Origin of the sequence: Kitasatospora sp. MBT66, assembly GCF_000710405.2 — a bacterium.
In the GTDB taxonomy this organism is placed as follows: Bacteria; Actinomycetota; Actinomycetes; order Streptomycetales; family Streptomycetaceae; genus Kitasatospora; species Kitasatospora purpeofusca.
This window is the reverse complement of the sequence record NZ_JAIY01000021.1, coordinates 102819-123193: the sequence shown is the minus strand read 5'-3', so window position 1 is coordinate 123193 and position 20375 is coordinate 102819. Positions and strand designations below refer to the sequence as shown.

General features: G+C 73.8%; 18 protein-coding genes. 11 read left to right on the top strand and 7 right to left on the bottom strand.

The genetic code is table 11. The annotated features are described in order from the left end of the window. Window positions 1–743, bottom strand: a 743-nt coding sequence (locus BI06_RS52040) for a DUF1365 domain-containing protein (protein WP_199523458.1), incomplete at its 3' end; no start/stop codon positions are given. A gap of 5 nt (window positions 744–748) precedes the next feature. Continuing rightward, a complete protein-coding gene (locus BI06_RS43000; protein WP_051743002.1) occupies window positions 749–2011 on the bottom strand; it encodes an NAD(P)/FAD-dependent oxidoreductase in 1263 nt (420 codons plus the stop codon). A gap of 555 nt (window positions 2012–2566) precedes the next feature. Between BI06_RS43000 and BI06_RS42995 the strand changes: the two genes are divergently transcribed. Continuing rightward, window positions 2567–3316 (top strand): ABC transporter ATP-binding protein, encoded by a 750-nt coding sequence (locus BI06_RS42995; protein WP_043477873.1) that lies wholly within the window; start codon window positions 2567–2569, stop codon window positions 3314–3316. After that, window positions 3313–5142 carry a hypothetical protein gene (locus BI06_RS42990; RefSeq protein ID WP_199523456.1) on the top strand — a complete coding sequence of 610 codons (1830 nt, stop codon included), beginning with the start codon at window positions 3313–3315 and terminating at the stop codon, window positions 5140–5142. The genes BI06_RS42995 and BI06_RS42990 overlap by 4 nt, the downstream gene beginning before the upstream one ends. A gap of 183 nt (window positions 5143–5325) precedes the next feature. Here BI06_RS42990 and BI06_RS42985 read toward each other — a convergent pair whose 3' ends face one another. Next, window positions 5326–6114 carry a dienelactone hydrolase family protein gene (locus BI06_RS42985; RefSeq protein WP_043477871.1) on the bottom strand — a complete coding sequence of 263 codons (789 nt, stop codon included), beginning with the start codon at window positions 6112–6114 and terminating at the stop codon, window positions 5326–5328. A gap of 251 nt (window positions 6115–6365) precedes the next feature. After that, complete coding sequence (locus BI06_RS42980) at window positions 6366–6929, bottom strand: hypothetical protein (RefSeq protein WP_149030669.1); 564 nt, start codon at window positions 6927–6929, stop codon at window positions 6366–6368. Window positions 6930–7726: 797 nt separating this feature from the next. Between BI06_RS42980 and BI06_RS42970 the strand changes: the two genes are divergently transcribed. After that, window positions 7727–8164 (top strand): protein phosphatase, encoded by a 438-nt coding sequence (locus tag BI06_RS42970; RefSeq protein ID WP_233290538.1) that lies wholly within the window; start codon window positions 7727–7729, stop codon window positions 8162–8164. Between the two features lie 239 nt (window positions 8165–8403). Next, window positions 8404–8904, top strand: coding sequence for a hypothetical protein (locus tag BI06_RS42965; protein ID WP_149030668.1), 501 nt, complete (start codon window positions 8404–8406; stop codon window positions 8902–8904). Between the two features lie 77 nt (window positions 8905–8981). On the opposite strand, the gene BI06_RS42960 is transcribed toward BI06_RS42965, so the two are convergent. From BI06_RS42960 to BI06_RS42950, 3 genes are all read right to left on the bottom strand, one after another. Continuing rightward, window positions 8982–9965 carry a phosphotransferase family protein gene (locus BI06_RS42960; RefSeq protein WP_043477857.1) on the bottom strand — a complete coding sequence of 328 codons (984 nt, stop codon included), beginning with the start codon at window positions 9963–9965 and terminating at the stop codon, window positions 8982–8984. A gap of 142 nt (window positions 9966–10107) precedes the next feature. Beyond that, window positions 10108–10557, bottom strand: coding sequence for a hypothetical protein (locus BI06_RS42955; RefSeq protein ID WP_149030667.1), 450 nt, complete (start codon window positions 10555–10557; stop codon window positions 10108–10110). Between the two features lie 114 nt (window positions 10558–10671). Next, the gene (locus tag BI06_RS42950; protein WP_043477847.1) at window positions 10672–11865 is read right to left on the bottom strand and encodes an acetylhydrolase; all 1194 of its coding nucleotides are present in this window, start codon (window positions 11863–11865) and stop codon (window positions 10672–10674) included. Between the two features lie 397 nt (window positions 11866–12262). Here BI06_RS42950 and BI06_RS42945 point away from each other — a divergent pair, with 397 nt between their 5' ends. The 7 genes from BI06_RS42945 to BI06_RS42915 all read left to right on the top strand — a co-directional run bounded on the left by BI06_RS42945 (window position 12263) and on the right by BI06_RS42915 (window position 20363). Then, window positions 12263–13609, top strand: a complete 1347-nt coding sequence (locus BI06_RS42945) for a lysine N(6)-hydroxylase/L-ornithine N(5)-oxygenase family protein (RefSeq protein ID WP_043477841.1) — start codon at window positions 12263–12265, stop codon at window positions 13607–13609. Further along, window positions 13602–13943 (top strand): cupin domain-containing protein, encoded by a 342-nt coding sequence (locus BI06_RS42940; protein WP_051742990.1) that lies wholly within the window; start codon window positions 13602–13604, stop codon window positions 13941–13943. Before BI06_RS42945 ends, BI06_RS42940 begins: the two co-directional genes overlap by 8 nt. Further along, complete coding sequence (locus BI06_RS42935; protein ID WP_149030666.1) at window positions 13940–15277, top strand: ATP-grasp domain-containing protein; 1338 nt, start codon at window positions 13940–13942, stop codon at window positions 15275–15277. The genes BI06_RS42940 and BI06_RS42935 overlap by 4 nt, the downstream gene beginning before the upstream one ends. After that, on the top strand, window positions 15274–16095 hold the full coding sequence (locus BI06_RS42930) for a class I SAM-dependent methyltransferase (RefSeq protein WP_051742988.1): 822 nt from the start codon (window positions 15274–15276) through the stop codon (window positions 16093–16095). The genes BI06_RS42935 and BI06_RS42930 overlap by 4 nt, the downstream gene beginning before the upstream one ends. Further along, complete coding sequence (locus tag BI06_RS42925) at window positions 16092–17261, top strand: FAD-dependent oxidoreductase (protein WP_043477838.1); 1170 nt, start codon at window positions 16092–16094, stop codon at window positions 17259–17261. Before BI06_RS42930 ends, BI06_RS42925 begins: the two co-directional genes overlap by 4 nt. A gap of 129 nt (window positions 17262–17390) precedes the next feature. Then, on the top strand, window positions 17391–19004 hold the full coding sequence (locus BI06_RS42920) for a class I tRNA ligase family protein (protein ID WP_043477836.1): 1614 nt from the start codon (window positions 17391–17393) through the stop codon (window positions 19002–19004). A 66-nt stretch (window positions 19005–19070) separates the two neighbouring features. Continuing rightward, window positions 19071–20363 (top strand): ATP-grasp domain-containing protein, encoded by a 1293-nt coding sequence (locus tag BI06_RS42915; RefSeq protein WP_051742987.1) that lies wholly within the window; start codon window positions 19071–19073, stop codon window positions 20361–20363. The last annotated feature ends 12 nt before the right edge of the window (window positions 20364–20375 follow it).

The window sequence follows — 20375 nt, the reverse complement described above, 5'->3', positions numbered from 1 at the left end:
ACCGGGCGGGGGTGGACCGGCAGACCGCCGAGCCACAGGCGGATGCCCCAGTAGCGGATGTGCAGGCTGACGGCCCAGGTGGCGAACGGGTGGGCGAGCGCGGCGCGCAGGAGAGCGGCCGGACCGGCCGGGCGGGCGGTGCCGCGGACGGTGGCGGTGAAGGCGGGCTCGCCCCGCCGTTCCAGGTGGACCGTCAGCCGCAGCCGCTCCCCCGGTTCCGGCAGCACCATGCGGTAGCGTCCGTCGACGGGGAAGAACGGCGAGACGTAGAAGTCCTTGAGGCACTCGCCGCGGCCCTCGGGATCGGCTGGCAGCAGGTAGCGGTGCCGCCCGCCGTAGGTGTTGTGGACCTCGGCGACCGTGCACAGCGGGCGGCCCTCCCCGTCCCGGCACCAGTACACGGTCAGCGGGTTGAACACGTGCCCGAGCGAGCGGGCCTGGGTCAGCATCAGGACCCTTCCCCGGCCGAGCCGAATGCCGTGGCCGAGGAGGTAGCGCTCCAGGTCGTGACGGATCGTCGGCGGGTCGTCCGGCGGGTCGTCCGGCGGGTCGCCAGCGGCCGCGAGGGCGTGGTCACGCGGCAGGAACCGGGCCAGTGGCCGCAGCGGTCGCGGGAGCACCGGCAGCTCGTCGAGGTCCACCAGCCACAGGTAGCCGCGGTGGCGGAACGGCGGTCTCCGGGGTGCGGTGCGCACGTGCGTGGTGACGGTCTCGTAGAGGACCGCGCCCCACGGTCCGGGCAGCGCGGTCACGGCACACTCACCCCCAGCAGGGCGTGCGCGGCCTCGATGCCGGAACGGCAGCCGTCCTCGTGGAAGCCCCAGCCGTGGTAGGCGCCCGCGAACACGGTTCGGGCGGTGGCGAGTTGCGGCAGCCGGCGCTGGGCCGCGACCGAGCGCGCGGTGTACACCGGGTGTTCGTAGACGGTGCGGGAGAGCACCAGGTGCTCGGGGATCGGCCGCTGCCGGTCCTCGTTGAGGGTGACCAGGTAGTCGGCCTCGGTGTCCAGGCGCAGCAGCCGGTTGAGGTGGTAGCTGACCCGTACCCGGTCGGAGGGCGCGGTGCAGCTGGGCATCCGGTAGTTCCACGATCCGCGGGCCGACCGCGCGGTGGGAAGGACGGTCGGGTCGCGGTGCAGGACGGTCGGGTTGCGGGAGTAGGAGAAGGCGCCGAGGACCTCGCGCTCGTCGTCGCTCGGGTCGGCGAGCAGCCGCAGCGCCTGGTCGGCGTGGGTCGCGACCACCACCGCGTCGGCTTCGGTGCTGCGGCCGTCCGCGCGGACCACGGTGACCCCGTCGGGATGCCGGCGCACCGCACGCACGGGCGCCGACCTGTGCACGGTGGTGAGCCGCTCCGCGATCCGGTCGACGTAGGTGCGCGAGCCGCCGACGACGGTGCGCCACGTCGGCGAGCCGCCCACGCCGAGCAGGCCGTGGTTGCGGAGGAAGGCGAACAGGTAGCGGGCCGGGTAGTCGCCCGCCAGGTCGGGGGCGCAGGACCACACCGAGGAGACCAGCGGGGTCATGAAGTGGCTCACGAAGTACGGCCCGAACCGCCCCGAGGCGAGGAACTCCCGCAGGCTCGGCTCCCCGGCCCCCGGGTCGGCCAGCAGCCGGCGGGCGACCCGGTGGAACCGGGGTACCTCGGCCAGCAGGCGCAGGTACCGGCCGCGGACCAGGACGTCGGGGCGGGCGAACAGCCCCACCGGCCCCCGCGCGCCCGCGTACTCGAGGCCGCAGCCGTCGCAGCGCACGGACATGCTCATCTCGCTGTCCCGGGTGCGGACACCGAGTTCCGCGAACAGGCTCACCAGGTGCGGGTAGGTGCGCTCGTTGTGCACCAGGAATCCGGTGTCCAGCGGCACCGCCCGCCCGTCCCGGTCGAGGGCCTCCTGGGTGTGGGCGTGGCCGCCGAGACGGTCGTCGGCCTCGAACAGCTCGACCTCCACCCCGGCCCGGGAGAGCTGGTACGCCGCGGTGAGCCCGGCGACGCCGGATCCCACCACCGCCACGGTGCGCGGACGCGCGCCGGGGCGTGGGGCGGCGGGCGCCGTGCCGAGGCGCGGCGCGGCCGGGGCCGCACCTGCCTGCGGGTCCGGCGGGACCGGCGGATCCGGCGCTGCGGAGACGGTGTCGAACGTGGTCACGGGTTCCCCTCCCGACCGGGCCGCGGCGCGGCCCGCGATGTCGTCGCACCCGTTCTTCGGAACCGCGCCCGAATCGGATTGGCCCACGGCGACGGCCTCTGCGGTGCCGCATCGCTTGTGCGGCGGCGACCGCCCTCGGCGGGCGCTGCCGTGGGCGCTGTCCCGAGCGCTGTCGTGGGCCGGCGGGACGGCCTGTCCAAGGGCGATCCGGGCCGTGGCCACGATGTACAAGTCACGATGTACAAGTAGGGCCGACGGGCGGGACCGGAACGGCGTCCGAGGGCACCGGCGACGCCGTCGTCCTGCGGGGCGGGCCCCCGGTGTCGCACGGCCCCGGGTCCGCGGCCGTCACCCTCGACCCGGTGCCCGCCGACGGATCGGTACTGTGGCCGGACACCCCGTTGAGAGGCGCCCTCCCCCATGGCCAAGAACGCCGCCGAACCACGTCCCGCAGCCCGCAGGCCCCTGCTGCAGCTGACCGGCGTCAGCCGCTCGTACGGCGAGCGCGAGGTGCTGCACCCCGTGAACCTGTCGCTGGCCGCCGGGGAGTGCGTGGCGCTGCTCGGACACAACGGGTCGGGCAAGTCGACCCTGCTCAGGGTCGCGGCCGGACGCGACGCCCCCAGCAAGGGCACCGTGGTCTTCGACGGCATCCCGATGGACGAGAACGACCCCCGGGTCCGGGCCCGGGTCGCGGTGGTCGGCGACACCGTCGCCTGTTACCCCGACCTGACCGTCCGCGAGCACCTGCTGCTGGTCGCGGTCGCGCACGGGGTCGCCGATGCGGCCGACTGGGTCGCCCAGGTGCTGGAAGGCCGGATGCTCACAGAACGGGCCGACGCCCTGCCCTCGGCGCTCTCGTCCGGACAGATGCAGGCCCTGCTGCTGGCGTGCGCGCTGGTGCGCCCGCGCGACCTCCTGCTGCTGGACGAGCCCGAGCAGCGGCTCGACCCGGACGCCCGGCGGCACCTCGCCGACCTGCTGAAGGCCGAGCTGGCCGACGGCGTCGCGGTGCTGCTGGTCACCCACCACACCGACCTGGCCATGGACGTGGCCGACCGGGTGGTGGTGCTGGAGGACGGCAAGATCCTCAAGCAGGGCGCCACCCGCAAGGTGCTGGCGGCGGATTTCGCGGCCCGCGCCGCCGCAGGCTCGGCGGGTGCCCGGTGAGCGCCGCTCCCTCCCCCAAAGCCGCTCCCTCCCCGAATGCCGGTCCCGCCGCCGAGGCCCGGGCGGACGAGGACCGGTCGGACGACCGCACGGACGACGACTCGAACGGCGACGGCGGCTGGGCGGACGACGGCTCGAACGGCGACGGCTCGACCGAAGACGGCTGGACGGACACCGACTGGTCCGAGGACTGGACCGACGAGACCCTCGCCCTGCTCCGCACCCTGCGCGCCCCGCACCGGCGCAACCGCGCCAAGTCGGTCGGCTTCGCCGTCTACTGTGTGATCCTCATCCTGATCATCTGGGGCGGCGTGCCCAGCCTCGGCCTGTTCCTGCAGGCATCCATGGGCGCCGACTACACCGGCCACGGCGGCGATCTGCTCGCCGCGATGCCCGCCGGCATCACCGCGATCGGGCTGGCGACCTTCCTCCTGCTGGTCCGGGACGGCCTGTGGCGCGGCCCGGTGGTGCCGCCCCGGGCGGCGGCCGACTGGCTGCTGATCCACCCCGTCCGGCCCCGCCCGGTGCTCCGGCCGTGGTTCTGGCTGTCCTGCGCCGTGGCCGCGTTCCCCGGCCTGGTGGCGGCGGTCGGCGGCATGGTCGCGCTCGGGCTCACCGTCCGGACCGGCCTGCCGGCCGCGCTCGGCTGGTGCCTGCTCGGGGGCCTCTGCGTGCCGCTCCTGGCCACCTGCGCCGCGCTGGTGGTGGAGCGCAGCGACCGCGCCGCCCGCTGGGTGCGCCGACTCACCCCGGGTCTGACACTGCTGATCATCGCGCTGGCGGGGCAGAGCGCTTTGGCCGTCGCCGGTCACCCGGTGCGCTGGCTGGAGCTGGTCGAGATGTGGTCGGGGCCGTGGGGCTGGGCCGCGATCGCCGCCCTGGCGCCGACCTCGGCCGCCGTGGCGGGCGGCTGGGTCGCCGCCGCACTGCTGCTGGTGTCGACCGGTGCCGCCCTGGTGCTCGCAGACCGGGCCGCCGCGACGGTCCCGCTGGCCCGGCTGCGGGAGCGGGCCAGGACCGCCGCCGGGGTGCTGGCCGCGCTCCGGACGGTCGAGCTGCGCAGCGCCCGACTGGCGGTGAACAGCGCCAACGGCAGCACCCGGCAACGCCGGCTCCGGCTGCCCGCGCCCCGGCGGGCCTGGCTGGTGGTGCCCTGGCGGGACACCCTCGCCCTGCTCCGCTCCCCCGCCCGGCTGGGCCGCGCGACGGTGCTCACGGTGCCCGCGCTGCTCTGCGCCGTCCTCGCGCACGGGGCCGCGGGCGCACTGTCCTGGCTGGCCGCCGCCGTCGCGCTGACCTTCGGCTACCTGGCCGTCGCGCAGCTGCTGGAGCCGGCCCGGATCGAGACGGACGATGTCCGGCGGGCCTCCTGGTCGCCGTACCCGTTCGCCGGCCTCATGCTGCGCCATGCCATCGTTCCGACGCTGGCCGGGGTCCTGCTGGGGCTGGCCTGCACCGGGGCGCTGCTGGCGGCGGGCACGGGCCCGGCGGCCTGGCTCGCGCCGGCCGCCGCGCCGGCGCTGGTCGCGGCGGGGCTGGTCAACGCCTGCCGCGGGGTGCTGCGCAAGGACCTGATGTTCTCCCCCGCCCAGGGCGCCGGCGGTGGGACGGGCCCGATGCTGTTCGCCGCCTGGTACGCGGCCGGGCCTGCCGTGGGCGTGGCCGCGCTGACGCCGATGTTCTCCTCGGCACTGCGCGCCGGGGCGGTCGTGCCGGTCGGCAAGGCTGCGCTGATGGCGGTGGTGGTCGCGGTCCTGCTGCTGCGCTGGGCGCAGGCCAGGGCGGCGAAGATGAGCAGGGCCCGTGCCGGGGAGAGCACTCCCTAGATCCGTACCGCGCGTCCGCGTCCGCCTCCGTTGATCCGGACGCTCCGGCGCACACCGCCGCCCGGGCCCGGTCCGCAACCACGCGGGCCGGGCCCGCGGTCCACCCGGTCGCTACCGCCGCCCTGCGGTGCCCGTCGGCCCCGGTGGGCCCGGTGGCGCCGGCGGGCCCTTTGGACCCCCTGGTCAGCGCCCGGCGCCGTGCTCGGCGAGGAAGGCCAGAACCCTGCGCCAGGAGTCCGCGCACGCCTCGGCGGTCTCCGCCGAGCCCTGCTCGAAGAAGCCGTGCGGAGCTCCGGGGTAGGTGACCGACCGGTACCGGCACCCGGCAGCGTCGAGTGCCTGCTCGAACCCCGCCACCGCGGCCGGCGGAATGGCCTCGTCGGCGCCGCCCCAGAGGGCCATCAACGGCGCCGTGAAGTCGCCGGCGAGCTGGGTGGGGCCGGGCGAGCCGTTGATCACATCCGGGAATCCGTAGAAGCCGATCACGCCGGCGAGTCCGAACCGCTCGGCAGCGGCCCGAAAAGCCTGACGGCCGCCGAAGCAGAAGCCGAGGGCGATCACCGGCCGACCGCTCGCCCCGCCGTCGGCGCGCAGTGCCGCGGTCGCGGCGGCGATGTCGGCATCCAGGCCGGCCGGGGTGAGCTTCATCAGGTGGGCCAGCAGGTTGCCCGGCTCGGTGAACCCCGCTCCCCGGTCACGGAGGTCGGACCCGGCGGTGCGGCCGAACCAGTCCAGCGCGAGTGCGGGATGCCCTTGCTCCGCCAGCCGTACGGCGAGTGCCTTGTAGAACGGGGACAGGCCGTTGTTGTCGGGCAGGACCAGAACGGCGGCACCGGACGAGCGCTCGGGCCGCGCCACGAAGGCAGCGAACCGGGTCCCGTCACCTGCCGTCAGGACGAGCGGACCCGCCTCCGCGACGGGGGTGACGGCGGCGCGGTGGACGGGCGGAACAGCGTCGGATTCGTAGCACACAGGGCATTCCTCGTCAGTGCTTCCACGGGGCGACGCCGGAAGGCCGGCGTCGGCGGACGCGGGAACTCTATGCGAGAAATACTTATATGAAAGCCCATCATATCATGAATATGAATTCTTTTCAAGGCATTTTCGTCGGAGATCGGCCGCAATTCGGTCACCCTGGGTCTTCACCGCCCGGAATCGCGCGCCGACGGAAATATCGAGTGCCCCGACCCCGGAGCGGTCGCCCCGCTCCGTTCATACCCGTGTCAGTTGGAAGCCCCCGGTATTGCCGGAGGCATCAGGCAGGGCGTGTTGACCCGGAAGAGCAGCAGCCCTCCGGTCGTGGTCTCCACGGTGATCAGGTACCGGCTCGCCGGCTGGGAGGCGTCGAGGACGGTGTCGACCTTGCCGTCCGTGGTCTCCCGGTAACCGTCGATCTTGAAGCCCTGTTGTTCGAGCATCGCCCGGACCTTCCGGACCGCCTCGGGGTGCTGCCCGACCGGCGCGGAGCCGTAGACCGCGTACGACATCTTGTAACGGCCGTCCTGCGCGACCTCGTCGTTCTTGCCGACACAGCCGTTGAAGAACGGCTCGGCGCTTCCGGTGTCGAGGTTGACGCCGGCGCTCTGCGCCATGTCCTCGGCCATGTGCTGGGCCCAGTCCTGAGCGTCCTGGCGGGCCTTGACGGGCAGCGGCTCGGTGGGGCCGGGCGCGGACATGCATCCTCCGAGGATCAGAGGCAGGCAGAGCACCACCGCGGCGATGCCGAGGCGCCGCACTCCGACCGAGTGCGCAGCGCGGGCAGCGGTTCGTGGCAGGGGGAAGGGCACGGTGGACTTCCTTGCGCTTGGAACAGGGTGGGGGGCCGGCCGTCCGGGCCGCGGCCGGCCCAGCAGTCGCAGGGGACGGGGGCTGACGGTCAGCCTCGGAAGCGCTGTCGGTGCCTTCCCGACGAGATGCGGCCCCGATGGTCAGCCTGTGAGCTGACCCGCTCCCGTCCGACTGCCGGCAACGGCCGGCCGGCAGGGCTTCCGGAGACCTTCACCTATGGACCGCGCCACCTCCCCGCGGACATGTCGATCTCCCTTGGATTGACCTTGAGATGACCCACTGCGTTCCCCTCCCGACAGCTCATCAGTCGGCAAGGAGCCTATTGCGGTGACCGGCCGATGCCCATCCGTGCAAGTACTCATCCGATATGAATCGAAATAGGCAGGTAGCTACCCGTCCTTCGGGGAGTGGTCGACGCTCGAGAACGGACCGTTCCGCCGTAGCCGTGTGCCGTCCGCCGGAGCGCCGCCCTCGGGCGCGGCCTCGCACCCCTCCACTCGGCCGACGAGGGCGACCCGGTCGACGCCGAACCGGCGCGCCGAAACCTGGAGGAGCCGGCCCCGGCCGACCGCCCGGCTGCGCCAGCCGGCGGAAGGGTCCCGCGCTTCGACGTGGGCGAGACCGAAGTGCGTGACCTGGCGATCCAGGAACGGCGACTGGGCATCGAGCAGGGAACGCGGACGCCTTGCCACGTCGTTGGTCCACCCGGAGAGGAGCGTCTGTGAAGACACGTCAGAGGGATCGGGGCACCCCCGAACCACAGGCGCCGTGGAACGAAGTCAGTCCGCGACTGTGGATGGGCGGGCACTTCTGGGCCGGCCCGGAAGGCGATGTACAAGCCGCCGTCGTCGGTGCAGAATTCGATCTGGTCATCAGCCTGTTCACCCGACCGGGCCACGGTCCGACTCCCGGAGTCGATCATCTGATCAGTGAGATCCCCGACAGTCCGCTCACGGCCGAACACCTCCACTCGGTCCGACAGTTGACCGTCACGGCCACCGAGGCCGTACGCAATGAGCGGACCGTGCTCGTGAGCTGCCACTCCGGCTACAACCGCTCCGGCCTCGTTGTCGCACAGACCCTGATCGAGCTGGGCCAGGACCCCGCCACCGCCATCGCCCTCGTCCGACAGAGACGATCGCCCTGGGCTCTGAACAACCGGACCTTCGAGCAGTACCTCACTACCGGACTCGATGTCGCCCACCTCCTGGCCGGGCTCGAAACCGGCACCTGACTGCGCCTCGCAATGGACCGCGACGTTCCGGGTTTGGTACTCCTACTACGAGTACGGGCAGGGGCAGACGGCGGAGGTCTTCGATCCCCCGGAGTCGGTCGCCCACAGCACACTGGTGTGCTCCGCCGCGTGGCCGGACGATGTTGTGGCGGCTCGGTGGACATCGACCGGACGCCGGTGCGGGTAAGTGGCGAACCTGGGGTGCCGACCAGGAGACGTCCCGAAATACAGGGGAGACGATGACAGCCGATCTATCGATGAGCGTCCTGGGACCGGGTGGAGTCGAGGAGACCTGGGAACTGTTCCTGAAGGACGGCGAGGTCCCCGGTATCACCCTCAGGAGCTCCGACGGTACGGCCTGGAGCGCTGACGGCGATGACCTGTTCGATGCGCTGTCAGACATCCGGCTGCAGATCGAGCCCCTGGGCTACCTGCTGCTCTGCAACGGCGCCAGGACCGACGCCTATCCGTCGGGCAGGTGCCGCGACATGGGCCGCGGAAGCATCGTGTACATCCTGAAGCCGGGTCGGGCCGCCCGCCAGCAGGTGTCCGTCTTCGACCGTGCAGCGCCGGCCTCGGTCGGCACCGTCGCCGCCCAACGGGAGTTCTACGAGGCCTGGATCGCCGGCCCCATGCACCGGCCACTGACCGACCGGACGAGGGACGCGCTGGCCGATCTCTGGTTCCGGCTGAGCGGCCGCTCGTACGCCGGCACCCTGAAACGTCGAAGGCCGGAGTGATCGTGGACTCCGGGGATCCTGGCCGCCCGACATCGGATCAAGGTGCTCGCGTCGGGCCGCCCTCGTACCTTCTCGGCTCAGCCCGGCGCGTCCATCAGGGAGGTGAGGTAGGCGTCCAGCCGCTCCTCCACGGCTCGTGTCGTCAGCTCGTGCCGTCCTGCCTCCCACCACGGCTGCGCCACCCACTGCACTTCCTCCGAGAATGCCAGGGGCGACCGGACCTGCCAGTACAGCCGCTCGTCCGCCGCCGCGGCCAGCGTCCCGCCGGCGTCCTGGTACGCCTCGGTGAAGCGCAGGCCCCAGGTCGGTCCGTGCAGCAGCGCGAGATTGGTGGCGCAATGCGCCACGTCGAGGTCGGCGGGACCCCAGGAGGCGGCTGCCCAGTCGACGACGCCGGTGATCCGGGCGACGGCGGCACCGGCACCGGCACCGGCCGGGTCCTCGGGCGGCAGGTCGAGCAGTACGTTGCCGGGCTGGAAGTCCCCGTGCAGGAAGCGTCCTTCGTAGCGGGGCGCGGGCCTGCGGATCACGTCGGTCGCGGCGGCCCAGGTCGCGGCGTCGGCGCCCTCGGGGACCACGACCGTGTCGGCGGTCGACAACGCCACGTACTCCCGGGGCCGGGCCGCCGGCCGCACCGTGTGGATCGCCGCGAGTTGACGGGCCAGCAATGGCAGGCGCGTCTCCAGCCCCTCGTCGTGGAGGGTTGTCCGGCCCGGGAGGTGGCTCATGAGGAGCGAGGGGTACTCGCAGTGCGCGGCGACCGGATCGAAGGCGACGAGTCCGGGAGCCCGCACACCGGTGCCGGTGAGCGTGGTCAGGGCGTCGGCCTCCCGGTGCAGGAGGTCCTCGGCCGGACCCTGCCGGGTCGGGTCGACGAAGGAGCGCAGCACCAGGTGCCGGGTGCCGCCGTCCCGCGTGCCGACGGTCAGCCGCCGCATATCGGCGGTGGCGCCGCCGTGCAGCGCCTCGGCTCCGACGATCCGCTCGCCGGGCTCCAGGTGCCGGCGGACCCAGGCCAGGGTCAACGGTCGGACGGTCGCCGCCTCGTCATGATTGGTCACCGCGCCACCTCATCATCCGGGCGGCGGCATGCGCGACCCCTTTAGGTCCTGTCCGCGAGTCGGTGTGCGACTCCCCGGCACCCCCGCCTGAATCGGCAAAGCCGTCGGTAGGTGCAGTTCGGTGGTGCGCTCGGCCGGGCGGTCAGAAGCTCCAGCTGTACAGGCGGCCGCCGGTACTCACCGCAGAGGCCGCGAGCCGGGCGACTTCCCGTAGCACCATCGGCAGATCGTCGTCGGTCATGTCGTCGCCGTCCTCGTCCCTGAGCCTGGTGGTCCAGCGACCGGCGAGCTCCTCCAGTTCCGTGGAGTCGGCGTCGGCCAGCGCCCGGGTCAACCGCCTTGGCAGAGCGAACACCTCGACGCCGTCGTTCACGGGGGCAGTGACCCACCGCGGCCACCGTTTGTCGAGCTGCTCGGGTGTCGGTACCTCGGTCGAGGGCTCCTCGAAGTACATGTCCCAGACGGCGATGGCACTGTCCGGTTCGATGAAGCGGCAGGTCACTGCATCGAATTCCGGACCGGGTCGCCGCCCGCGCATCGTAGAGACAGCATCGTCGTCGGGCGCGAGGAAGAACACTATGTCGTGAGCCACCACAGCATGATGGCAAACCGCGCAGACGCGAGAACGGTACAGGTCGCGAAAGGTCCTCCCCGCGCAGGCGGGGACGCCGGCGTGCGGCCGAGGTCCCCGCCCGGCGGCCGGAGGTCAGGGGTGGAAGGCCACCTCCGGGTCGGCCGCGTTCGGTCCGTCCAGCAGCGGCTGCGCGATGCCCTTCAGCTGCAGGTCGAAGAAGGCACCGACGTACCGGCGGGTGAGGTCGGCGGCGCGGGCGCTCGCGATGGTGCTGCCGGGCGGGCGGGGCACGCCCAGGCCGTCGATGAGCACCGGGAAGTCGGTGAAGCTGTGGTGGTCGGTGCCTTCGACGGTCAGCCAGCGCTTCCAGCCGTCGAGGTGGAGCCAGCTCGTCTGCCAGCTCTCGTCCTCGGCTCCGCCGCCCAATGGGTGGCCGATCATCAGGAACGGCTTGCCGCCGATCCCGGTGGCGGGCACCAGGACGTCCATGGTTCCGTCCAGGTTCACCCCGGCCCGGATCCGGTCGTCGGTGAGCAGGGCCGGGACGGTGGCCGCGCCACCGGCGGAGTGACCGGCCATGCCGATCCGGTCGCGGTCGATCATCCGGGCGTAGCGCCACGCCGGGTGGGGACGGCTGGTCAGCCGGTCGATGACGAACGACACGTCCTTCGCCCGGCTCTCGTCCACCTGCGACCAGTCCTTGGGAACGCCGCACATCACACAGGGCAGCGTCCGCCCGTCCGGGAAGGTGGTGCCGGTGTTCTCGTAGGTGTGGTCGACCAGCGCGACGACGTAGCCGCGGCTGGCCAGGTCCTCGGCGAGGCCGGTGACGGCGGTCCGCGCGTCGACGAAGCCGGGCGACAGCACCACCAGCGGGTAGTGGCCGCCCTGCGGACGGGCACCGGTCGCCGACCAGGTCCGGACTCCGGTGAGGACCTCGGTCGGGACGGTGTTGCCCGGCAGCCGGTAGTCCAGCATCGCGCGGGCCGCCCCGGCGGTCATGTACGGGGCCGGGCCGCCCGTGCCGACGTGGGCGGGGTAGTACATCGAGACCATCAGCTGGCGCGGACCCGCGGAGGGCACCCACGGGTCCGGACGGTCCTGGTCGACCAGGTGCAGGATCTCCCGTCCGACCGCGTACTTGCCGGTCGGGCGCGGGAGTTCGATGCGGACGGCAGCCGGGTCGCCCGTCACGGCGGTGCCGGGTGCGGGTGCGGCGGAAGCCGCCGGGGAGGGCGCGGCCAGGGCCGGAACGGTGGCGGCGACGGACAGGGGCAGCGCGAGCAGCAGGGCTGCCGCGCCGACGGTGGCGCGAAGTCGTCTCATACCGGTGACGGTAGGCCGCGGGCAAGAGAACTGACGTCCACTCAGCGGCGTACCCGTCCCCTCCGGGAAGGGCCGACCGGGGCCCCTCGCGTCCCCTAAGGGTGGCTCTCCGGTCGGCACCAGGAGAAGCGCCTGACGGAACGGCAACTTCCGCTGCCCACAGCAGATCCCGGCCTCGGCCGGGCGCCGTGGGCGGCGGTTCGTCAATGCGCCGTTGTGCCAGAAGGCGGGCGCGAAGTGCGCCGGTTCGGCGGGGGCGGGGGTGTGGTTGATCTCTGTTGACTGTCTCCACGCCGCGAGTTGCACACGGACGATCGCGGCCAGGAAACCGTTATTTCCAGGGGGAATTGGCAAGTATGTGCAAGATCGCGAAACGGTCGCGGGGGTAGCGACTGTCATGAACGGAACAACAAAGGACGTCCGCACGGCCGGGCCCGACCTCGTCGGGATCGGCATCGGGCCCGCCAATCTCGGACTGTCCGCCCTCCTAGACCCCCAACCCGCTCTCACCGCACGGTTCTTCGAACGCCGGAGCCGGTTCGCCTGGCACGACGGGGCGATGCTCCCGGCGGCCTCCCTCCAGGTGCCGCCGCTGAAGGACCTGGTCACCCTCGTCGACCCGACGTCCCGCTTCTCCTTCCTCAACTTCCTCGCCGAACAGGGCCGTCTCTACCGACACTTGATCGCCTCACGCAGCGGAACCCCGCGCGAGGAGTTCGAGCAGTACTACCGCTGGGCCGCCGACCTGATGCCGCAGCTCACATTCGGCACCGAGATCACCGAAGTACGAACCGAAGGCGACGAGTTCACCGTCCACGACGCCACCGGCGGCGTCACCAGGACCCGCAGCCTCGTGCTCGGCAGCGGCCGCCGGCCGCACGTCCCGCGCTGTGTCACCGCCCGCGGGGCGCGGGTGCTGCACGCCGCGGAGATCATGCACCGGTGCCCCGAGACCCGCGGCAAGCGCGTAGCCGTCATCGGCGGGGGCCAGTCCGGCGCCGAGATCGTGCACTGGCTCCTCGGCGACAAGGACATGCTGCCCTCCTTCCTCGTGTGGTCGACCCGGCGGGACGGCTTCCTGCCCCTGGACGACTCCGCGTTCAGCAACGAGTGGTACTTCCCCGGGTACGTACGGCACTTCGCACGCCTGCCCGCGAAGCGGCGCGCCGCCCTGCTGCGCACGCAGCGCATGACGAGCGACGGCGTGTCGGCCGAGCTGCTCGACGCGATCCACGCGCAGCTCTACCGCCTGGACGCCCTGCGGCCCGGACAGTGCGCCCACCGCCTGAGCCCGGGCCAGGAACTGCTCGCCGTCGACGGCGGGGCCGAGGACGCACCGATCGACGTCGTCACCCGGGACGTCGACACCGACAGCGTCCACCGCGAACAGGTGGACGTCGTCGTCCTGGCGACCGGCTACCGCAACAGCACCCCCGCCTACCTGGAGCCGCTGCGCGAGCTGATCCCGCTCGACGAGGACGGCGCGTTCCACGTCCGGGAGGACTACTCGGTCGAGTTCGACGGACCGCCCGGCTGCCGGATCTTCGTCCAGGGCGCCGCCGGCCACACCCACGGCGTGGCCGACGCCAACCTCAGCCTGATGGCCTGGCGCAACGCCGTGATCGCGAACGCCGTCGCCGGGCGCGCCCTCTACCGCACGGACCGGGACAGCAGCACCGTCGCCTGGTCCCCCGCCGCGGCCCCGCACACCACCGCCCCTCAGGAGAGGACCGCCCGTGTCTGACGTACCCGCCCACCCCGGCGGCCCCGTGGGCTGCCTGGCGCCGGTTCCCGGGCCGGACGGGATCGTGCTGCGCGAGCACGACCTCGCCGGCATCCCGGCGCCCTTCTCCTCCTCGGTGTTCGTGCTGCCGCCCGGTACCGTGACCGACCCCGATGTGCACGACGTGGTGGAGACCTGGTTCGTCGCGGCCGGCGAGGGGCAGGTGGAGTACGACGGAGCCGCCCATCCGGTGGCCACCGGCGACTGCTTCCACTTCGCCGGCCGGCGCCCGCACCGGGTGCGCAACACGGGGACCGCCGAACTGACCGTCTTCTCCGTGTGGTGGTCGGTGTGAGCACCGTCCTGGTCCTGGGCGGAGCCGCCCCCGCCGACGCCGGACACGGCCGCGACCTGAGCCTGCGCGCGCTGACGCAGTTCAAGGCCCGGGGCAGCCGCGTCGTCGTCACCGACACCGCCGCCGCCCTCGCCGCCGCCCCCGAGTACGCCGCGCTCGCGGACGAGACGCACGTCCTCGACTACACCGACCCCGCCGCCTGCGTGCGGTGGGCGCTCGCCTACCGGGCGCACCACCCCGTGGACGCGGTGACGGGCTTTCGCGAGTACTCCGTCCTCGCCGTCGCGGAGGTGGCCGCCGCACTCCGGCTGCCCGGCAACCGGCCCGAACTCGTTCGCACCGTGCGCACCAAGGACCTGTGCCGGCGCGCGCTGTCCGACCTCGGTTTCCGCCAGCCCGCCACCGCCCTGTGCTCGACCGCGCAGGACGTCGCGGAGTTCCTGGCCCGCCACGGCGGCCCCGCCGTGGTCAAGCCGCGCGACGCGGCGGGCAGCGAGGGCGTCGTACGGGTGGACACGCCGGACGGGGCGGCCCGGGCCTTCGCCCTGGCGCGGGCCGGCGCGGGCCCCGGACCGGTGCTCGTCGAGGAGTTCGTCACCGGCCCCGAGTACAGCGTGGAGGGCCTCTTCACCGAAGGCATCCCGCACGCGCTGGCCGTCACCCGCAAGATCCTCGCCCCCGGCACCTTCGTCGAGGCCGGGCACGTCACGCCCGTCGAACTCCCCGACGGGCGCCACCGGGACATCGCCCGCGAGGCCGTCCGGGCCCTGGAGACGCTCGGACTGAGGTACGGGATCTTCCACGTCGAGTGCTGGCTCACCGCCGAGGGCCCCGTCCTCGGCGAGCTGCACGTGCGGCCGGGAGGGGACTGGCTGCACGCGATGGTCGAGTGGGCCCACCCCGGGCTGGAACTCCTCGGCTGCCTCCACGACGACCTGCTCGGACTCCCGGTGGCGCTGCCCACCCGCCCGGCACGCGGCGCGGCCGTGCGTTTCGTCCTGCCCGAGCCGGGCCTCGTCACCGCCGTTGACGGCTGGGAGGCGCTCGCGGCCGACGAGCGGCTCATCCACGCCGAGCTGTCGGTGGCGCCCGGGGACGTCGTCGCTCCCCCGCGCTCCTCCCGCGACCGGGCCGGGACCCTCTGCCTGGGGGCCGACAGCGCCCGGGCCGCGGCCGACGGCGTCGAGGCGCTGCTCGGGGGCCTGAAGGTGCACACCACCCGCCGGCCGGCGGAGACCGAGGGAGCCGGCCCGAACGGAGCCGGCCCGAACGAAACCGATCCGGACGAAACCGATCCGGCCAGGGACGACATCAACGACAAGGACACCCGATGACCAGCGGAGCAGCCGCGTCCACCCCCGTGGCGCAGATCGCCGAGGAGTGGGACTCCTACCAGGAGATCCCCGCCATCGACGAGGCCTACGCCGAAGCCCTCGGCGACCAGTTCGCGGGCCAGTTCAGCGGCGCCACCCCGGACTACCTGGAGCAACTGGCGGCCCGCCTCGGCTGGAGCGCCCACGCGCGGGTCCTGGACGCCGGCTGCGGCACCGGCGGCCTCACCGCCGCGCTCGCCGCCCGCACCGGCTGCACGGCCGTCGGTCTGGACGCCAGCCCGGCCGCGGTCCGCGTCGCGCGCACCCGCCTGGCGGGCCGCCCCGAGGCCGACCGCGTGAGTTACGCCGTCGGCGACATGGGGGACCCGGACCTACCGCCCGCCTCCTTCGACGCCGTGCTCGCGATCGGCTCCGGATACTGGTCCGACCCCGCCGCCACCGTCGGGCACTGGCGGTCCCTGCTGCGCGGCGACCGGCCCGCGGTGGTCGTCGTGATCAGCCGCATCCTGCGCCCGCAGACCGCCCGCGACATCGAACTGACGCTGCAGGAAGGGCTGTTCGCACCGCACCCGGACTGGGAGACGGCCCTGCGCACGACCGGCTTCGACGTCGAGGTGCGGGACCTGACCGAACCGGACGGCGAGTGCGTGGAGCGCCTGTACGCGGCGCTCGCCCGCCGGCTGCCCGCGCTGCGCAGCCAGCTGGGCAACGCGACCGGCGAACGGTACCTGGCCGAGGTGGAGGTCCTGCGGGACGAGCACCGGGCGGGCCGGATGCGGCGCACCGAGATCGTGGCCAGGCTCGGCGGACAGCCGTGACACCCCCTGACCCCGCGACACCCGCCCGCGCGGGCGGCGCAGCGGCGGACCTGGCGGTCGTCGGCGCGGGCATCGTCGGCGCGGCCGTCGCCTTCGGCGCGCTCACCGACCGCCCCGGCAGCCGGATCCTCGTGCTCGACCAGGGGGTGGGGAACCCGGCGACCCACTGGTCGCTGGGCGTCCTCGCCCCCTGGGCCGCCACGCCCGGCCAGCGGGACCTGCTCGTACGCGGGACGGCCAGGTTCCGGGACCCCCGCCTCCTCGCGCTCCTGCGCCCGCACCTGCGCCGGGTGCCCGTCCTCGTCGCCGCCGGCGCCCCCACCCTGGAACGGCTCGCCCGCTCCACGGTGGGGGCCGGCATGGAGCCCGCCTCGCCCGGGACGGTGCGGGCCGCCCGGGACGCCGTCGGTGAGCTGCTGCTCCACCCCGGCGACGGCTTCGCGACCGTCCACGGCGGCATCGCGGTCCTCGACACCGCCGCGGCGGCCACCGCCCTGATCGACGCGGTCGTCGACGCCGGCGGCCACCTGCTCACCGGTGTCCGTGTGACCCGGATCGACACCGCGCGACCCGGCGGGCAACGACTGCTGCTGTCGGACGGCTCGGCCGTCACCGCGCGCCGGACCGCGCTGGCGACCGGCCCGTGGCCGGCCCCGGTCATCGGGTCCGGGGCGGCGTACCGGAGCGGGGCGGGTGGGGAGGCGTACCGGAGCGGGGCGGGTGGGGAGGCGCCGTGGCGCACCAAGCGGATGGCGGCGCTGCGCATCGACCGGGAACTGCCCGCCGACGCGCCGATGATCTGCTTCCCCGAGGACGACCTGTTCCTCCTGCCCGCCCCCGGCGGCAGCAGCAGCGGCGGCGCCTCGCCGGGCGGGGCGTGGGCGAGCTTCCGCAGCGAGCAGTGGGACGTCGCGCCCGACGGCGGCCCGGACACCTTCGGCCCGCACACCCTCGACGAGGGGCGCCGCGTCCTGGGCCGCCGGCTGCCCGAACTGGTGGCGGCGGCGCGCGAGGGTCGGGCGGGCGTCGACGGCTACACGCCCGACCGCACGCCGCTCACCGACCGACCGGCCCCGGGGGTCGCCCGGGCCGCGGCCGCGTCCGGCGCCGGCGCCCGCCTGTGCTGGGGCATGGCGGACCGGGTGCTCGAACTCCTCGCGCCCTGAACGACGCCGGGCCCGGCCGGGCGAACGCCCGCGTGCCTCACTCCCTCCCACCTACCTCACTCCCTCCCGCCTACCTCACTCCCTCCCGCCTCCGACCGACCGACCGCCCGCCCGACGTACGGAACTCGCATGACCGATCATCTGATCCTTGCCGCCCTGCCCACCCCCAACGGTGAACTGCACCTCGGACACCTCGGCGGCCCCTTCCTGGCCGCCGACGCGCTCGCCCGCCACCTGCGCGCGGAGGGCCACCGCGTCACCACCGTCTCCGCCACCGACGGCCGGGAGTCGTACGTCCTGGACGCCGCCCGCCGCGAGGGCCGCGCCCCCGAGGCCACCGCCCGCGACTACCACGCCCGCATCGAGGCGGCACTGACCGCGACCGACTGCCGCCCCGACGTCTTCCTCGACGTCCACGACGCGACGGCGGAGGCCGACCACCTCGGCTGGCACCACGCCCTGGCCGAACGGCTCTCCGAACGCGGCCGGATCGAGATCCGCCGCGAACGCCTGCTGGCCGACGCCGGCACGGGCGAGGAACTCGTCGCCTGCTGGCTCGCCGGACGCTGCCCCGCGTGCGGGGAGGAGGCGGCCGGATACACCTGCGAGGCGTGCGGCATGTGGTTCCAGCCCACCGACGTGCGCGAACCCCGCCCCCGCCACCCGCGCGAGCGCGTCACCGCGACCGACACCGCCTCGGCGTTCCTGCGCCTGGACGCGCAGGCCCTGCTCGACATGGCGCGCGAACGGCGGGTGCCCGGCGACTACATCGACCTCGTCCACCGCTACCTCGAACTCGACGGACCGCTCTGGCGACTGACGCATCCGCTCGGCTGGGGCGTCCCGTGGAGCACCCCCGCTCCCCTGGCCCCGCTGGCTCCCCGGCAGGTCCACTCGACCTACGCCCTCGGCACCACCGCGATGTTCCTGCTGGCCGGCCGGGAACACGCCCGGGCACACGGCCTGCCCCACAACCCCCTGCTGGCGATCGGGCCGCACCGGCCGCACTTCACCCTGTGCTTCGGCATGGACGGAGCGCTCCCCCTCCTGATGCAACTCGCCGTCCAGGAAGCCACCGGGATTCCGTGCGCCCCGGACGAGTACCGCTTCAACCGGTTCATGACCCTCGACGGGCAGAAGTTCTCCACCAGCCGCGACCACGTCGTTCGGGTGCTGGACTACGTGGCGGCCGGGCTGGACACCGACGCGCTCCGCTTCCACCTCGCCCGGCTCAGCCCCGGGGAGAAACCCACCGACTTCTCCCCGGAGGCCTTCGCCGACGACATCACGCGGACCCTGGCCGGCCGGCTCTCGCGGCTGCTGGACGTCTGTGAGGCCACCGGCTCGGCTCCGGACACCGACGCCGCGGCCGCCACGACGGCCGTCCGCCATCGCTTCGAGGACATCGCGGCGCGGCACCGCGAGGCGCTGCGCACCGGGGACCTCGCCCAGGCGGCCGCCGCCGTGGACGACTGGCTGGCCCTGGCCCCCGGCGCCGTCGAAGCGGCCGGCGCCACCCGCGTGCTCGCCGTCCTCGCGGCTCTCGCCGCCCCCCTGATGCCCCGCTGGGCCGGCCGGCTCTGGGAGCGACTGCGACTGCCCGCCACCCCGGCCCTCGGCACGGCCGTCCGGCTGCTCTCCTCGGACACCTCCCACCTCCCCCCGCCGGCCCCCGGCACCCTGCCGCGCTTCGCCCCCGTGGACGCGGCCGAGGTCCGGGCACTCGTCCGCCGGCCCGGCTGACCGCGGGACGCACCACCTCTTCGCCCCTGTCCCTGTCCCTGTCCATCAGACCCTTCCGGAGTACGCATGCCGTCCGTCCTGTTCGTCAACACCCGCAGGTCCCCGCTGGAGGTTAACGCCACCGCCCTCGCGGCCCACCGACTCGGCTACGAGGTCGTCGTCCTGGCGGACCGTGAACCGCCCTACGCCCGCGAACTCGTCGCCGAGACCCGCATCGTGAACACCTTCGACCTCTCCGCCGCGCGCGAGGCGGCGCTCGACCTCGCCCGGCGCCACGACATCCGGGGCGTGCTCACCTGGGGCGACCGCGACGTCGAATTCGTCGCCGACCTCACCACGGAACTCGGCCTGCCCGGACTGCCGCCGGCGGCCGCCCGGACCGTACGGAACAAGTTCCTGACCCGTGAGGCGCTCACCGCAGCGGGCCGACCGGACCTCATGCCGCGTTACGCCCTCGTCCACGACGAGGACTCGCTGAGCCGTGCCGCGGCCCACGTCGGCTATCCCGCCGTCCTCAAGCCCACCGGAGCCTCCGGCAGTCGCGGTATCCACCGCGTCCACGGGCCGGACGACCTCGCCACCGAGTACGGGCTGCTGCGGGCCTTCACCCGCCCGGAGCGCGACCCGATCTTCCGGGCCAGGCCGGGCGAGCTCATCTACGAGGAGCTCCTCGGCGGAACCGAGCACAGCGTCGAAGGGCTCGTCGTCGGCGACGAGATCCGCATCGTCGGCATCACCGACAAGTGGGTCGCGGCCCCCTACTCGATCGAGTACCTGCAGATCCATCCGACCGAGCTCGACCGGGAACAGCAGCAGGCCGTCGAGGACCTGACCACGCGGACCGTGCGCGCCACCGGTATGCGCGACTGCGCCTTCCACCTGGAATGCCGGCTGCTGCCCGACGGCACCGTCCGGCTGCTGGAGATCGCGGGCCGGATCGGCGGCGGCTACATCACCTCCCACCTGATCCCCCTCGCCACCGGAATCGACTTCTACGCCGCCGCGATCGCCGTCGCCACCGGAAACCCGCCCGACCTGGAGCGGCGCGGCAACCTCCACGCGGGCTCCCGGCAGCTCATCAGCCCGCGCGCCGGCACCTTCACCGGCTTCACCGGGCTCAACGCCGTCCTCGAACTGCCCGGGGTCGAGCACGTGGCCCTCGACCAGGCCGTCGGCACCCGGGTGGCGCTGCCGCCCGAGGACTACATGAGCTGCGTCCTCGGTTCCGTCATCGCGCGTCGCGCCGGCCACGGCGCCGTGCACGAGGTCCTCCAGCAGGCGGCGCAGGCCGCCGCCCCTGCCTTCGCCTTCGCCGAGCCGGGCGAGGGGCAGACGGTGCTCGCCGCCCATGCGCGCTGACGACGCAGCCGA